The organism is Clostridioides sp. LIBA-6822, assembly GCF_056688955.1.
On record NZ_CP196995.1, the window covers coordinates 3,599,007 to 3,615,947 of the forward strand.

15 protein-coding genes are annotated in these 16,941 nt (G+C 30.4%); 3 read left to right on the plus strand and 12 right to left on the minus strand.

Translation table 11 applies throughout. From position 1 onward, the window contains the following. The first annotated feature begins 25 nt into the window (after nucleotides 1–25). Complete coding sequence (locus ACTG48_RS17080) at nucleotides 26–1,756, plus strand: alkyl sulfatase dimerization domain-containing protein (protein ID WP_479917484.1); 1,731 nt, start codon at nucleotides 26–28, stop codon at nucleotides 1,754–1,756. Between the two features lie 167 nt (nucleotides 1,757–1,923). On the opposite strand, the gene xylA is transcribed toward ACTG48_RS17080, so the two are convergent. Both xylA and xylB read right to left on the minus strand, forming a co-directional pair. Continuing rightward, the gene (gene xylA, locus ACTG48_RS17085) at nucleotides 1,924–3,261 is read right to left on the minus strand and encodes a xylose isomerase (RefSeq protein WP_479917485.1); all 1,338 of its coding nucleotides are present in this window, start codon (nucleotides 3,259–3,261) and stop codon (nucleotides 1,924–1,926) included. Between the two features lie 87 nt (nucleotides 3,262–3,348). Next, entirely contained in the window at nucleotides 3,349–4,893 is a 1,545-nt protein-coding gene (gene xylB, locus ACTG48_RS17090; protein ID WP_479917486.1) for a xylulokinase, read from the minus strand. Between the two features lie 213 nt (nucleotides 4,894–5,106). Between xylB and ACTG48_RS17095 the strand changes: the two genes are divergently transcribed. Then, complete coding sequence (locus tag ACTG48_RS17095; RefSeq protein WP_021386077.1) at nucleotides 5,107–6,288, plus strand: ROK family transcriptional regulator; 1,182 nt, start codon at nucleotides 5,107–5,109, stop codon at nucleotides 6,286–6,288. 474 nt (nucleotides 6,289–6,762) lie between these two features. Here ACTG48_RS17095 and ACTG48_RS17100 read toward each other — a convergent pair whose 3' ends face one another. The 6 genes from ACTG48_RS17100 to ACTG48_RS17125 form a co-directional block, all read right to left on the minus strand. Continuing rightward, a complete protein-coding gene (locus ACTG48_RS17100; protein WP_021386091.1) occupies nucleotides 6,763–7,167 on the minus strand; it encodes a PTS sugar transporter subunit IIA in 405 nt (134 codons plus the stop codon). A gap of 20 nt (nucleotides 7,168–7,187) precedes the next feature. Further along, a complete protein-coding gene (locus ACTG48_RS17105) occupies nucleotides 7,188–7,670 on the minus strand; it encodes a PTS sugar transporter subunit IIB (RefSeq protein ID WP_044213929.1) in 483 nt (160 codons plus the stop codon). A 20-nt stretch (nucleotides 7,671–7,690) separates the two neighbouring features. Beyond that, on the minus strand, nucleotides 7,691–8,506 hold the full coding sequence (locus ACTG48_RS17110) for a PTS system mannose/fructose/sorbose family transporter subunit IID (protein ID WP_223153229.1): 816 nt from the start codon (nucleotides 8,504–8,506) through the stop codon (nucleotides 7,691–7,693). Next, the gene (locus tag ACTG48_RS17115) at nucleotides 8,493–9,272 is read right to left on the minus strand and encodes a PTS mannose/fructose/sorbose/N-acetylgalactosamine transporter subunit IIC (protein ID WP_021385973.1); all 780 of its coding nucleotides are present in this window, start codon (nucleotides 9,270–9,272) and stop codon (nucleotides 8,493–8,495) included. The genes ACTG48_RS17110 and ACTG48_RS17115 overlap by 14 nt, the downstream gene beginning before the upstream one ends. After that, a complete protein-coding gene (locus ACTG48_RS17120) occupies nucleotides 9,272–11,350 on the minus strand; it encodes a glycoside hydrolase family 31 protein (RefSeq protein ID WP_479917487.1) in 2,079 nt (692 codons plus the stop codon). The genes ACTG48_RS17115 and ACTG48_RS17120 overlap by 1 nt, the downstream gene beginning before the upstream one ends. A gap of 601 nt (nucleotides 11,351–11,951) precedes the next feature. Then, nucleotides 11,952–12,473 carry a CD3072 family TudS-related putative desulfidase gene (locus ACTG48_RS17125; RefSeq protein ID WP_479917488.1) on the minus strand — a complete coding sequence of 174 codons (522 nt, stop codon included), beginning with the start codon at nucleotides 12,471–12,473 and terminating at the stop codon, nucleotides 11,952–11,954. Between the two features lie 164 nt (nucleotides 12,474–12,637). Here ACTG48_RS17125 and ACTG48_RS17130 point away from each other — a divergent pair, with 164 nt between their 5' ends. After that, nucleotides 12,638–13,204, plus strand: coding sequence for a CD3073 family putative ECF transporter S component (locus ACTG48_RS17130; protein WP_021386034.1), 567 nt, complete (start codon nucleotides 12,638–12,640; stop codon nucleotides 13,202–13,204). A 73-nt stretch (nucleotides 13,205–13,277) separates the two neighbouring features. Here the strand turns inward: ACTG48_RS17130 and ACTG48_RS17135 are convergent, their stop codons facing one another. From ACTG48_RS17135 to ACTG48_RS17150, 4 genes are all read right to left on the minus strand, one after another. Beyond that, nucleotides 13,278–13,424, minus strand: coding sequence for a hypothetical protein (locus ACTG48_RS17135; RefSeq protein ID WP_479917489.1), 147 nt, complete (start codon nucleotides 13,422–13,424; stop codon nucleotides 13,278–13,280). After that, complete coding sequence (locus tag ACTG48_RS17140) at nucleotides 13,414–13,794, minus strand: nucleotidyltransferase domain-containing protein (protein WP_479917490.1); 381 nt, start codon at nucleotides 13,792–13,794, stop codon at nucleotides 13,414–13,416. The genes ACTG48_RS17135 and ACTG48_RS17140 overlap by 11 nt, the downstream gene beginning before the upstream one ends. A gap of 339 nt (nucleotides 13,795–14,133) precedes the next feature. Further along, nucleotides 14,134–15,003 carry a tagatose-bisphosphate aldolase subunit GatY gene (gene gatY, locus ACTG48_RS17145; RefSeq protein WP_479917491.1) on the minus strand — a complete coding sequence of 290 codons (870 nt, stop codon included), beginning with the start codon at nucleotides 15,001–15,003 and terminating at the stop codon, nucleotides 14,134–14,136. 19 nt (nucleotides 15,004–15,022) lie between these two features. Continuing rightward, nucleotides 15,023–16,939, minus strand: coding sequence for a fructose-specific PTS transporter subunit EIIC (locus tag ACTG48_RS17150; protein ID WP_479917492.1), 1,917 nt, complete (start codon nucleotides 16,937–16,939; stop codon nucleotides 15,023–15,025). Nucleotides 16,940–16,941: the final 2 nt, after the last annotated feature.

Below are 16,941 nucleotides of genomic sequence, written 5' to 3' on the forward strand. Positions count from 1 at the left end.
TTAATATTTAAAAGGAGTTATATTCATGAGCAATTTTGCATATACTGAAAAATCAAAATTTGTTAATCCTAGATTAACAGAACATTCTAAAACAATGGAACAAAAAATTTATAAAACAGGCGAAAATGTATATAGTGCAGTTGGTTTTGGATTATCTTATCCTGTTATGATTGAAGGAACTGATGGAATTATAATTATTGACCCAGGTGAAACTATTGAAATGATGGAAGAAATCATGAAGCATTTTCGTAAGATTACTGATAAACCTATTAAAGCTGTGATAATCTCTCATAATCATGGTGACCATTGGGGTGGTATGAGTGTTTGTGTGAGTCAAGAACAAAGCCAAAATAAAGAGATTCTTGTTATTGTTGATGAGACATTTATAAAACATTTCTCTCAAGCTAGTGGAGAACTGCTAGACATTAGAATGGGAAGAGCTGTTTGGATGTATGGCTCTATACTTCCTAAAGGAGAACATGGTTATGTTAATTTAGGATGTGGACCTGTTTTATCAAAGGGTTCTAATAAATTTATTGAACCAAATACATTTGTATCTGTTGAAGATGGATTAAAAATAACTATATCAGGAGTTGATTTAGAACTGTTCCATTGTGAAGCTGAGACTGAAGATGCTATGTGTATATTTTTATCTAAAGAAAAGATAATGTTTGTCGGAGATGCTGTTCAAGGTGAAATATTCCCTAATATATATACTGTTAGAGGGACTGTTCGTGATGCTAAGAAATGGTATACAGGAATTGATAAAATTCGTAAATATAAACCACATTATTTAGTTGGAACTCATATGAGACCACTACATGGTAAAGATGAATGTAGTTCTCTTCTGATGGATTATAGAGATGCCATACAATATACCCATGACCAAGCAGTCAGACTTATAAATATGGGTTATACTCCTGATTATGCAATAAACGAGTTAGGAAAACTTCCTCCTCATCTATTTCAAAGAGAACGTTTAGGTGAATTTTATGGAACATTTAAACAAGGAATTAAAGCTGTTTATGACCAATATATAGGTTGGTTTAATGGTGAATCAAGTAAATTAAATCCTATTTATCCTAAGGATGCAGCTAAAAAATATGTGAAAATTATGGGTGGTCGTGAAATAATATTAGCTGAAGCTAAAAAAGCTATTGATGAAAAAGATTATGAATGGGCTACAGAGATATTAAATTATCCTATACGTATAGATAATAATGATATGGAAGCTAGAGACCTTAAAGCAACTGCTATTCGTATGCTTGGATACCAAACAGAAAATGCTACTTGGCGTAATTGGTATTTGACTAGTGCTATGGCATTAGATGGAGGTTTTGAAAAGATAGTAAATCAAGTTGGGGCTAATGCTGGGTTTCCTCCATTTTCAAACTCATTTATAGGTCTAACATCCAAAGCTATGTTTGAATCTTTTAAGGTTAAATTAAATGGTCCTAAAAGTTCTGATGTTCATATGACACTATTGGCATGTGTGACTGATACTAATGAAACATTTAAGCTAGAGTTACGTAGAGGGATTGTTGAAATGCATAATCATGATAGTGACGTAAAAACCGATGTTTCAATTGAAACCTCTAAAGAAACCTGGGCAAAATTAATTACAAAAGAAATCACAATTATTCAAGCTATTGAAAATTCTTTAGTTCAATGTAATAACCCTAAAAAAGCTCAGGAGTATTTAGACTTATTTGATAAATTTACTCCATTTGTAAATATGCCATTTTGGTTGCAATAATTTTTAAAATGGTGGTGTCTCAAAATGAACATTTTAGTTCATGAGGCACTCTTTTTTGTATAAAATCAAATATATTTTCATTATTTCAACAATAAAAAAAAGGCTTATCTCTATTTTGAAATAGCCTCTTTTATTATGATTTTAATTTTACACTTTAGAGATTGTATCTACTTCTTAGAGATTGTATCTACTTCATATATATATCTATTAAGTATAGCTTCTAGCATTTCTTGTCTTCCAGACTTATTCTTTATAACTGGCATTTGTAGTGCATAAGTTTCTAATTCTTTAAACCCAACCTTACCATCTACTATATCTTTACCTATGCCTTCACTGAAGCTTGAGTATCTTTCTTTGGTAAAGTTTTCAAATACCTCATCTTCTAATAATTTATGAGCTATTAATAATCCCTTTGCAAATGTATCCATACCTGCAATATATGCTAAGAATAAGTCTTCTACTTCAAAAGATGCTCTTCTCACTTTAGAGTCAAAATTAAATCCTCCTGGAGCTATTCCTCCTTGCTTTAACACTTCATACATAGCAAGTGTTGCATCATATATATTTGTTGGGAATTGGTCTGTATCCCATCCTAATAATAGGTCTCCTTGATTTGCATCTATACTTCCTAAAACATCATTTATTCTTGCCATATTTAATTCATGTTGGAAAGTATGACCTGCAAGTGTAGCATGGTTTGCTTCTATGTTCATTTTGAAGTATTTATCTAGATTATACTTTCTTAAGAATCCTAAAACAGTGGCAGTATCAAAATCATATTGATGTTTAGTAGGCTCTTTTGGTTTAGGTTCTATTAAAAATTGTCCAGTAAATCCTATTTCCTTAGCATAATCTACAGCCATTTGTAAGAATCTTGCGAAGTTGTCCATTTCAAGTTCTGTATTAGTGTTAAGTAAAGTTTCATAACCTTCTCTTCCACCCCAGAATACAAAGTTTTCTCCTCCTAAATACTTAGTTATTTCCATAGCTTTCTTAACTTGAGCTGCTGCATAAGCGTAAACATTAGCATTGCATGTTGTAGATGCACCATGAACAAATCTTGGATTTCCAAACATATTAGCAGTTCCCCATAATAATTTTATACCTGTTTCTTTCATCTTAGCTTTTATGTACTCAACTATTTCATCTAATATCTTATTTGTTTCTTCTAAATTTCTTCCCTCTGGTGCTATATCTCTGTCATGAAAACAGAAATACTCAATTCCCATCTTAGACATGAATTCAAATCCTGCATCAACTTTAATCTTTGCAATTTCAATTGGGTCTGTTATATTATTCCAAGGTCTATCCACTGTACCTACTCCAAATGGGTCATTCCCTTCTCCACATAAAGTATGCCAGTAACTCATTGCAAATCTTAAGTGCTCTTTCATAGTCTTATTGCCTACTACTTGTTCAGGATTGTAGTATCTAAATGCTAACTCATTGTTAGATTGTGGTCCCTCAAATTTTATCTGTCCTATTCCTTTAAATATTTCACTCATTTCATATCCTCCTAATGTTTTACACATATGATGTATGTAATATTTTTTTAATTTAAAAATATCTTTCATATTCATTTGTAGCTATTTTTATTCTTCATCTTTAAAATTAACTACTTCATCTAATAATTTAAAATCATCTTTCAAAGAATTATATATCTTCTTATACAATCTATGATATCTCTTGTATGTATCTACATTTTGATTTATTGGCTCTAATTTAGTTGAAGTTTTTATTATAGTCTCACAAGCTTTTTGGACATTTTCGTATATTCTAGCTCCTACTAATGCAAGAATTGCAACTCCTAGCGCTGGTCCTTCACTTGAATTTATAGTATATACATCTTGATTAAACATATCTGCTTGCATCTGTCTCCATACTTTACTTTTACCACCTCCACCTGAGGCTCTTACTTCATTGACTTCTATATTAAGTTTTTCTATTATATCCATACAATCTTTTAGACTATATGAAACTCCCTCCATAATTGACCTTGCCATTTCTTTTTTAGAATGTATTGGAGATAATCCAAAGAACACTCCTCTTGCATAAGGGTCAAGATGAGGAGTTCTCTCCCCCATCATGTATGGTAGGTAAAGTAATCCATTGCATCCTGTTGGTACTTGGCTTACTTGACTATTTATAATTTCATATACGTCTTTACCTAAAGAGCTTGATACTTCCAGTTCACTTTGACAGAAGTTATCTTTAAACCATTTTAATGATAATCCAGCCCCTTGAGTAACTCCCATAACATGCCATGTATTTGGTATTGCATGGCAAAAAGTATGAACTCTACCTTCTTTATCAATTTTTGGTTCTTTTGTATATGCAAAGACTACACCTGATGTACCAATAGTCGATGAAACTACCCCATCTTTAACTATTCCATTTCCTATAGCTCCTGCTGCTTGGTCTCCAGCCCCACCTACAACTATTGTTCCTTCCTTAAGCCCTGTTAAGTTTGCTACTTCTCTAGTAACATATCCTGTAATTTCTTGAGATTCATAAACTTTACCTAAAAGACTTTTATCTATATTTAACTTTTCTAGTACTTCATCACTCCAATTTCTTTTTCTTATATCAAGTAACTGCATACCACTTGCATCCGATACTTCTGTAGCGTATTCACCTGTTAATTTGTACCTTATATAATCTTTTGGAAGAAATATTTTATTAGTATTCTTATAAATATTGGGTTCATTATTTCTAACCCATAATATCTTTGATGCTGTAAATCCTGTAAGTGCTGGATTGGCAGTTATTTCAATCAGTCTTTCTCTACCTACCAAATCAGTTATCTCTTCACATTCTTTTACTGTACGTTGGTCACACCATATTATAGAGTTTCTTAGGGTATTTCCCTCTTTATCTAACATAACTAGACCATGCATCTGTCCTGATAACCCAATTCCTTTTATACATTCACTACTTATATTGGAACTTTGAACTACATGTCTTATAGATTCAACTACAGCTTCCCACCAATCATTTGCATCTTGTTCTGCCCAACCTGCTTTCTCTTGTATAAGAGGATATTCATATGTACAACTTTCTATAGTATTTCCTAATTTATCAAATAAGACTGTTTTAGTACCTGATGTACCAATATCCACACCTAACACATACTCCAACTTTATCCCTCCTTGAGACATCACTTCATAATTATCGTTTTCCTATTCTAATTTTTTATATTTTAGGTATATTTTACTTGCTTTATTTTTGTTAGTATATTAAACTAACTTATGAACTAATAATAAAATATTTAATTATCTTTGTCAATGCAAAATAGCCTTTTATTTTTGTCTAAAAAGTATTACAATATTATTTTAAGGAGGAATATCAAATTGGTTACTGATAAATACACGATTCGAGAAATGAATGAAAGATTGGTACTTGAACAAATTATAAAGAGTGGTCCTATTTCTAGAGCAAGTATAGCCTCTACTATAGGATTAAATAAAGCAACTATATCTGCTATTACCAAAAAACTTATAGATGAGTCTCTGATTCATGAAATAGGAATTGGAAATAGTACTCATAGTGGCGGAAGAAAACCCATACTTTTAGTATTTAATAAGTGTGCAGGGATTTCTTTAAGTATGGATATTGGATATGACTATATATTTTCTTCTCTATCTTACTTAGATGGGACTATTATAAAATCTAAGAAATTAACAGATATACAAGTAAATAAAGGTAACGTTATACAATTAATAGATGAAATTATAGATAGTTATAACATATCCAAAATAGACACTCCTTATCATGTAATAGGGCTTACTTTAGCTATACATGGGATTACTTGTGAAAATAACATATTATTCACTCCATATTACAATCTCAATGAGATTGATTTATATGGTATCCTAAGTAAAAAATACGACTTCCCTATTCATATAGAAAATGAAGCAAACTTAACAGCTTTAGCTGAGAGTACTTTCTCAACTGTACATAATTCACTACTTAGTCTTAGCATCCACAGTGGATTCGGTTCAGGCATTATAATAAACAATAAATTATATAGTGGTAGAAATGGTATGAGTGGTGAAATCGGCCACACTATTATCATGCCTAATGGTAAACTATGTCCATGTGGAAACCGTGGTTGTTTAGAACAATATTGTTCAGAGAAAAAAGTATTTGAACAGATTTGTTGTCTAGAAAATATTCCTAAAATAGATTCTGATATGGTAAAACAACTATACTATGAAGATAATCAGAATACTAAAAAAGTTATCCATGAGTTTTGTAGTTACCTATCACTAGCTATAAACAATGCTATTGCAACTTATGCTCCTGAGATAATATATTTAAACAGCCAAATAATCAGAAATATCCCTGAAATATTAGATATTACAAAAGATATGCTGGTTAGCTCTTTTAACAAAGGCATAAATATAGAAATTTCATCATTAGGTTCTGAGGCATCTCTATATGGTGGCTCTGCTGTCAATATTAAAAGCTTCTTAAATATACAAAACCTAACTTTGATGAATGACATAAATGATAAAATAGCTGTACTATAATATTGGATAATCTAAAAACTAGCTTATTTAAGCTAGTTACATTTTTTAATATCTAAGTGAATCTATATATTACTTTTACTAAAAATATAATAGAACACTAGAAAAGATAACTACGTCTAAATCAACATTTACAACAGATGAACCACTTCATAAGTCACTTTATCTAATAGCTTTAATTATATATAAGTGAATTCAAAGTTTTAGAAACTGACCTAAATTATTAAATCAATTAAATATTCATCTTAATTAAATACTAGTTATAGTAATTACGAAAATCAAAAAAGTTAAGAATATATTTAGAAATATACTATTTTTACAAGAATAGAAATAATCTTAAATAAGGGTTATGACTATATAGCCATAACCCCTTTAAATTATATATTCTAAAATTAAATTTATTCTGGAGTTTACATAAAATTATTTGTACTCTTTTTCTCAGAAGTTATATATTAATTAAATATTAATATAATATATCTATTCATCATCAGATAATAAACCTGATGTTGGTTCAACAATAGAAATATTATCTTTGCCTATTTGCTCTAATTTTGTTGCTAATTCTTCTGCATCTGAAAAAGCTGATTCAACAACCATACCTAAATTTAGCCCTGAAATAATTTTAATTCTACTATCACTACTAGCCTCTAATAAAGCTGCATTGCATGGAGTTCCACCTAGTAAATCTACCATTATAACTATTTCTGAACTTTCCTTATATACTTCCAAGGCCTTTTTAAGTTTTTTTATTGTCCCTTCAATTCCATCATCTTGTTTCATATTTACAGTAGGATAATCTACAGAATCCCCTATTATCATTTTTGCAGAATTTAAGACTTCTTCAGCCATATTTCCATGGCTCATCAAAATAATACTATTCATTTTAATACACCTCTCTAAATCTATAAAATGTCTACAAGATAAGTTTTCTTGTCATCAGGCGTCATTATAGTTGTTATTTCAATTCCTTCATCTAAAAGTTTTTTAAATGCTTCTTTCTCTTCTTCTGTAACACTGATATTAGGCTTTAATACTGTTGTATCTTTTCTACTTGACATATTTCCTACATTTATATTATGTATTTTTAATCCTGCCTCCACAAATGGAATAAGGTCAACAGGAGACTTGACAATTAATAATACATTTTGTCCTTCATACTTCCCAGCAGTAATATTTTTTATAGCAGTTTCTTCTGTAATTATAGACGATGCTATTCCTGCAGGTGTAGCCATTCTTAAGACTTGTTTTTGCACAGAATTATTAGCTACTGCATCATTTACTACCATTAATCTTGTAACACCTAATTTATTACTCCACATAGTTGCAACTTGACCATGGATTAAACGGTCATCTATACGAATATTCTTTATACCTTTCATTTCCATATCTAAATATCACCCTTTCCTTATTTTAAAATACCTAATGCATATAAAATTATTGAAACAACCATCACACCTAAAATTAAGTATATAGGCTTTATGTTCTTTTTAAGAGCCCAATACACAACTAAAACTAAAATTGCAGGAACTAATCCAGGCATAATTTGGTCTAATATTTCTTGACCTTTCATTGTAAAGTCGCCTTGTTGAAAGTTCAAAGCAACATTAGCTTTTACTACAGATGGTATCAATGCACCTACCACCATTAAGCCTAAAATAGATGTACTTTCAGTTAAAATCTTCAAACTTTTTTCAATTGAAGATATTAGCTTAGTACCTGATGTATACCCAGCATTAAATAGTGGTATACTTAATAATTTTAACGCTACACTCACTGCAATCCATAGCAGGATTCCAAACGGACTTCCATCTATCGCCATATTAGCTGCTATTGCTCCAAAAATTGTCCATGGAATAACAACAAATAAACTATCTCCTAAACCTGCTACTGGTCCCATCAATCCTGTTTTAATTGAGGTAACAGCCTCTTCAGTGTCTTCACTTGATAATTCCTCCATAGCTACATTAATACCCAAAATATAAGGTGCAACCCATGGGTTAGTATTAAAAAATTGTAAATGATTTAATACAGCTTTTTGAAGTTTTTCTGGGTTATCTTTATATACTACCTTTAAAAATGGTAGTACTGCATAACAATATGCTAAAGCTTGCATCTTCTCATAATTTGAAGAAACAGAACTAGTGAAAAACCAACGCCACAGAACACTTTTTTTAACTTTTTCATTTGATTTATTTACTGATACATTATCACTCATCTTCATCCATACCTCCTGCCACAGTATAATGTTGTGCTTGATTTTCTACATTCTTTTTATAAATTATAAGTGCAATTGCTCCTCCAATTAAAGCTACACCTAACAATGGTACTTTCATATATACTGCTAAAACAAAACCAATTACTAAATAACTAAAATACTCCTTAGCAGGAAGGTATCTAAGTAATAATCCTATTCCTACCGCTGGAAGTAGTCCTCCAGCTACTGTTAAACCACCTGTTAACCATTCAGGTGTATATTTTAAAATTGTGTTAATTAAAGAAGGTCCAAATATTACAGATAGAGCTACTGGAATACCTGTTGTAGCTGCTGTTAATAATACTCCTAACATTTGCATATATGTTATATTTTTGTAATTTCCTTTTCTAGCTCCATCTTCTGCTTTATGAACTAGCCATATACCAATAGTATTTCTAAGAACATCTAACTGTACCATCAATAAAGCAACTGGAATACCTATAGAGATTCCTACAGATGCTTCTTGCTTAGTTGTAATAGTTATAAATGTAGCTACTATACTTGCTGTCTGATAATCAGGTATTGATGCTCCACCAAAGTTACTAATACCTAATGATAATAATTGTAGTGTCCCTCCGATATATAAACCTGTGTTTATATCACCTAAGATAAGACCAGTAATAAAACCTGCTGTTACTGGTTGATATGTTCCAAACATTGTTGAATTTTTTTCATAGTTTATAAAAAATCCATATACTACTATTAATAACAATTGCCATAATTGTGGTTCCATTATGATTTCACCTCGCTCAAAATATTTTTTAGTTCTTCAAAGTTATACTTAGAATTTTGCTTTAAGAAAATAGGAATTTCTTCAAGTGGGCATTCAATTTCATAAGTTTTTCCACCTTCATAACTAACACCACTAAAGATATTCTCCCATGTATATCCTTTTGGCAAATATACTTTTCTACTTCTATCTTTATAATTCATTATTGGAGCGACCAAAATTTCATCTCCAAGCATATATGTATTATCAAGCTCCCAAGTTTTATCATCTTCAGGAAATTCATAAAATAAAGTTCTCATAATTGGTGTTCCTTCTTCATGAGCTTCTTTCATCAATTTTGATAAATAAGTTTTTATACTTTCTCTAATTTTGATGAACTTTGTAAGAATTACTTCAACGTCTTCACCATAAGACCATATCTCATTCGGAGCTCCAGTTACCATTGAACCTCCACCTTTATTTGATAATGGTTTGCTATGAGGCAATCTATCTCCATGCATTCTTAAAATTGGTGAAAAAGTAGCATATTGGAACCATCTTACCATAAGTTCTCTAAATTCTGGGTCTTTAGGATTTCCTCCGTGGAAACCTCCAATATCTGTCGTCCACCATGGTATACCTGCTAGTCCCATATTTAACCCTGTATTCACTTGATTATTAAAAGCTTCAAAACTAGAATCAATATCACCAGACCATACTAAAGCTCCATACTTTTGAGCTCCTGCCCAAGCTCCTCTTACAAGAGTTACAACTGACTCTGTATCATCATGTAAACCATGATAAATCATTTTTAAATAATCAATAGGATAAATGTTACCACAACTTAAAACATTTCCTTTTTTATATCTATAATTATCAAAATCATAAACAGAATATCCAGGTTCAGCTACATCTAACCAATAGTAATTAATTCCAAGCTGTTTATAATTTTTATCTATTCTATCCCAAACATAGTCCCTTGCATCTCTGTTTGTCATATCTACAAATACTGTATTTCCTTGAATTTGCATTGTCATTCTGACACCACGATTAACATTAACTAAATAACCATTTTCTAAATAATCATTGTAGTTTTCTGCATCACTTTGAACTGTAGGCCATACTGATACCATTGGCTCTACTGAATACTCTTCTTTTAGTTTCCTAACTAATTCCTTAGGATTTTTCCAATAATCTAGGTCAAATTTATATTCACCTTGTTTAGGCCAATGAAAATAGTCAATTGCAATTGATGAAAGTTTAATTCCTCTTTTCGAGTATTCTTCCACAACATCTAAAACTTCTTCTGAAGTTCTATATCTTAATTTGCTTTGCCATAACCCCAAAAGGTTTTCAGGCATCATAGGAACAGTTCCTGTAACTTGAGAATAATTTTTGTTTAACTCTTTTGGACTTTCTCCACAAGTAATCCAATAATCTATAAATTTTGTAGAAAACATCTTCCATTCTGTCATATTTTTGGCAAAAGATACTTTTCCAATCCCTGGATTATTCCATAAAAATCCATAACCTAAACTAGAAATATAAAAAGGAACTGATATTTGAGAATTTCTTTGTGCCAGTTCTAGCACAGTATTCTTTAAATCTAAAAATTTATGTTGATATTGTCCCATTCCAAAAACCTTTTCAGAAGGCTCAGACTCAAATCTAGTAGTTACTTCAAAGTCTCCACTGTAACTTGGTCGATATTCTCTTGACTTTAATTTAAGAGTAGAGTTAAAGTCTTTGGTAATTTCAATTGTACCTACATCCTCTCCACCGTCATCATGTTTTACAGCTCTTAATCGAATATACTCTTTCAATAATATTTCATTTTTATCATTGTAAAAAGTAATTCTATCTCTATGGTCTAAGACAGCCTTTATCTTTCCATTTTTAATGATTACACTATTATCTTCATTTTTATTAATTATAATATCGTCTTTATTTAACTTAGGCTTTTCGTTAAGAGCATAGTTTTCGTCAACAAAATTTTGGTCTACAAATGACCTGATACGTAAGGAATTTTTTCCCCATGCTTCTATTCGCAATAGTTCATTGTCAAATCTTTTTTCAATATAGTTTTCAAATATTCTTACCACAGCCACCCTCCTAAATTGATGATATAGTGTTATATTTAATGTACTTTTAGGTCAACTACTTTAATATATGAATTGATGTAGAAGATTTTATATTAGTATTTATTTGTACGTTAAACTAACTTACCAATAATATACTTTATTTGACTCTATTTGTCAATCGTTTTCCATAATTTAACGTAATTTTCCAATTTGATAAAAGGTAATCATTTTTAGTACCCTAAATTTCTTTTAATTTACACTTTTTTGGTTTCTCATGATTGGGTAAGATAACTAATCATATATTTCTAGTAGTTTTTTATGGCACTAACCCATACATATTAAATCATTCTATAATAGTAATGGTCATAATTTAAATTTGTTTGTAATTCAATTAACTATACATATTTTAAATGTAATTTATAGATTTCATGACAAAAAAAGATACTAGTTTTACCAAACTAGTATCTTAAAAAAATTCTACTCTTTTAATTTTAAAATTATTAAAAACTTAACTTATATATAAATAATACTTTTATAAACTTATTTATAGCATTATAGATATTCAATATTCTTTTAATTATAAATAATTATCATACTTTCTAAAAATATATTTATAATATTATTACTTATCTTCTCCAGATTCATCAAAGCCAACTATTGGTATATTCAAATTGTATTCATTAAGTAACTTCTCCAACTCTTCTATAAAGATTCCTTTACCATTTACTACTTGTACATCATTTATCTTGTTCTTTAAATCACGACAACCACTCAATTCACCAAACCACTTCTTAGAACTACACGTCTTATTATAGCCACAACTTGGACTACCATCTATTGCAATAATACTTTTTATATCATAATTATTCTTTAAATACTCATCAAGCTGCATTATATAAGGTAATAACATTTGTCTACATTGTTCTCTAAAAAACATATTGTCAAACTGTTCTTTTACATGTCCCCACCTATTTATTCCATACATCATTATCTCTGGACATGGTAGTTGGATTATTCCATATCCATTATTTATTAAATTTATTACTATACTTTGTGCACCTTTAAATTCTGATAGCCCCTCCACCTTAGAGTTACAGTTTAATATACAATGACATACTACTACAATCTCTCTATTTCTTTTCATAATAATCTCCTTAGTTATTCTTAATTTTAATAATACTATATATTTCGCCAATTATATTATTTATTTGCTCTATATTTCTAATATTCTATATAGAAATATACAATTAGTAATCTTTTATAATCTATAATATGATAAATGTATACATTTTTTAGGAGGTATTATAATTGAATACTAAAAAAATCACATTTTCTTCAATGTGTATAGTTATTAACATTGTCTTAGGTATGTTTATATCTATGATAAACATACCATTATTATTTTTAGATACAGTTGGTACTGTACTTGGGGCTGTTGTATTAGGTCCTTTTTGGGGTGCTCTTATTGGTGGATGCACAAATTTAGTTTTAGGTGTCATATCAGGGCCTACAAATATACCTTTTGCTCTTGTAAATATTGCTCTTGGTCTTATTGTTGGTTATATTTCTAAGAAAAAAGGTTTTGGTTATAAAGAAGCTATTATCACAGGAATAATTTTATCTGTTGTTTGCCCTTTAATTGGTACTCCTATTTCAGTTTTATTGTTTGGTGGTTTAAGTGGAAGTGGTGCTGATTTATTGGTTGGTTTTTTAGTTCAGTCTGGGCAGAAGATATTTACTGCTGCATTCTTTCCAAGAATTCTCAGCAATATAGTGGACAAGCCTTTATCTTGCATAATGGTTGTATATTTTATAAGTAAAATGCCTAAAGGTTTTATAAGTCAATATAGTAGAAATACGTCTAGTTCGTCTTAATGAGGTATTTATACATATGATTTATTAACTCAAAAGAGATATTGCAGAATCATTCAATATCTCTTTTGTATATCTATGTTATCCATAAAAAATTACTTCTTACAAGTGTTTCCTCTTTAGTATATAGTATTTTGAAGTTTTGCAAATCATACAGGCAAGAACCAGAATCTCTGCTTACTTCTTCTATCGAATTCCAAGACAATTTGTTTCTAATTATCATACATATCCCTCCAATTTAAGATATCTATTACATCACTATTTTCAAAATAGAAATTATTTATATAATCCTTGAAATCTTTAGCTTCATAAATAACATCACCTTCTAGAATAGTTTTTCTAAGTGCTATTGTATAATTATCTGTAACGATTTTTAAATCTACATCAATATCTAATATATTTCTTAGAGCTTCTGTTTTAATTGCAAGTTCTGTAATTGGTACTTTTTTGATAGGAATCCATGCTATATCTATATCACTTTTTGATGTATACCTATCTGTACCATAACTACCAAATATTATGATGGCCATAGTATTTTCTTTTGGAAATATATTTATTATTGAGTTTTTAATATCCTCTGATATATTCCTCATATAATCACCTCACATTTATTATCCACTATTATCTAATTAAATAAATATACACTAAATCTTCTCTATTTTATCTCTTAATTTTTCTGTAATTATATATAACTTTATCTCAAGTGTGCATAAAATTATTTTATCACACATTTATCATAGAAGTATATCCTCTCCTTAGATAACTATATCTCTATCATGTTCTTCAATATTGACTTGGAATAGTAAAAAACTTTTCATTTCATTATAATGTCTTTCTTAATTCAAACTTCTCAATTAAATTTTTAATTATAAGAATTAAAATAAGAGCTCTATCATAGAACTCTTACTCTAATCTTACTTATTATTTTATTATTAACACTCTACTGTCCCTAATGCTTTTCCTACACATCCGCAAACTTCCATTCTACTCTTAACAAACTCTCTAACTGAATCTAAACCTTTTTTACCATACTTCTTAGGGTCAATCACTTCTGGGTCAGAATTAAGCACATCCTTAACTCCATTACTATAAGCAATCCTTAATTCTGTTGCGTAATTAACCTTGCAAATTCCTCTTTTTATAGATTCCTTAATCATCTCATCTGGTATTCCAGACCCACCATGCAACACTAATGGAACTGATACAACCTCTCTAATCTCGGACAATCTATCTAAATCAAGCTTTGGCTCTCCCTTATACATCCCATGCGCCGTACCTATTGCTACTGCTAAAGATGATACTCCCGTTCTCTCCACAAATTCCTTTGCTTCTAGTGGGTCTGTGTATGCTCCACCATCACCACCATCTAAGTCATCTTCCTTACCTCCAACTTTACCTAATTCAGCTTCAACAGGTATATATGAAGGCATACATGCATCTACAACAGATTTAGATATTGAAATATTATCTTCGTAACTTTCATGGGAACCATCAATCATAATAGAAGTATACCCAACTCTAAGTGCCTGCATAGCTAGTCCAAAACTTGAACCGTGGTCTAAGTGCATCGCTACAGGAACACTTGCTTTTTCTGATGCTACCTTTACATTTGCTAAATAATAATCTAGTCCTGCATACTTTATTGTTGAAGGTGTCGTTTGTAGTATTACAGGTGATTTAAGTTCCTCAGCAGCCTCTATTACTGCCATAACCATCTCCATATTTTCAACATTAAATGCTCCTACTGCATAATGTCCCTCTTGTGCATCTAATAATATTTGTTTAGTTGTCACTAATGCCATAATTCATCCTCCTATATACTTATAATGATTTAATTTCTTCATTGTTTAATTTTGATACTATTTCTCTACTTGTCTTACTATTTAATAACTCATTTAAAAATTCTTCATTCATTAACTTTGAAGATAGTTGAGATAATGTCTTTAAGTGTAAATTATCGCCATTATCTGTTGCAGCTATCATAAATATAATGTGTACTAGACTTCCATCCTCTGATTCAAAGTCAAATCCTTCTTTTGATATACCCACCGCTACACGTGGTATTTTTACTGCATCTGTTTTTGCATGTGGTATCGCTATTCCCATACCAAAACCTGTAGAAGATATTTCTTCTCTCTTAAGGATTTCTTCTTTAAACTTATTTTTATCTGAAATAACACCTGATTTATCAAGTATCCCAATCATTTCATCAATTACATCTGCTTTATTTTTTCCCTTAACATTTAAAACTACTGTTTCTTCACTATATAAAGAGATATCATTAGATACGTTTTCCGACTTTACATTTTTATGTTTGTTTTCATTTTTAATTTCACTTGTATTTTCTGTAGTATTTTTCTTATCTACTACCTTAGGTGTAACCATCATATAAAGCACAGCACCTACTAATGAACCTACCAATATACATCCTACCCATAAAAGCGGTTTATTGACTAATCCTAGAACTAAAAATCCTCCATGTGGAGCTGGTACCTCTATTTTCATTATATAAGTTAAAATTGCTGATATTGATGAACCAATCATAAGTACTGGCAACACTTTTAATGGATTCTTCGCTGCAAAAGGTATTGCTCCTTCTGTTATGTGAGTACTACCTAGTATATAGTTAATTAACCCTGCTGCTCTATCTTCTTCTGTAAATCTGTTTTTAAATAAAGTAGATGCTATTGCTATTACTAATGGTGGTGTTATACAAGCTGCAGATACACCTGCCATAAATAAGTAGTTTCCTTGTCCTAGAAGCATCGTTCCAGTTACATATGCTGCTTTATTTACTGGACCTCCCATATCAAACGCTGACATACAACCTATTACTATTCCCAAGATTATAGGACTTGAATTTTGTAATCCTGAAAGAAAGTTCATCATAGCATTGTTAAGTGCTGAGCATGGACCTCCAAGCAATAACATAACTACACCAACAATACCTACACTGACTATAGGAATTATAAAAATAGATTTAAGTCCTTCTAATTGTCGTGGTAATTTTCTTAATACATGTACAAATAAATTTACTAAGTAACCTGCTAAAAATCCTGCTATAATTCCACCTAAGAAACCTGAACCTGTGTCAAAGGATATCATTCCTCCAACAAGACCTGCTAACATACCAGGTCTTCCCGATATAGATTGAGCTATAAACGCTGCTAATACAGGAACCATCAAATTCATAGAATATCCACCAACAGATTTTAATGTAGCTGCTATCTGGTTATACTGTTCTGAATTTGGGTCAAATGAGTAAATCCCCCATAAAAATGATATAGCAGTTAGTACTCCACCTGCTACTACTAAAGGTAACATATGAGATACACCATTCATTAAGTCTTTATATAACTTTTGACCAAATGACAAATTACCTTCTTCTTTAAGCTTACTACTTGACTTATTTCCTTTTCTAATAGGTACTTTCTCATCAATGCACCTTTGTATAAGTTCATTAGCTTTATGTATACCTTCTTTGACAGGTACTTCTATTACTGGCTTTCCATTGAATCTATCCATATCAACATTTTTATCACAAGCCACTATTATTGCATCTGCCATTTCGATATCTTTTGCTGTTAATTTATTTTCTACTCCTATGGCTCCATTAGTTTCAACTTTTATATCACAACCTAATTCTTTGGCTGATTTTTTTAAAGCTTCTTCTGCCATAAAAGTATGAGCTATTCCAGTTGGACAACCCGTTACCCCTAGAATCATTTTCTTCCCCATTT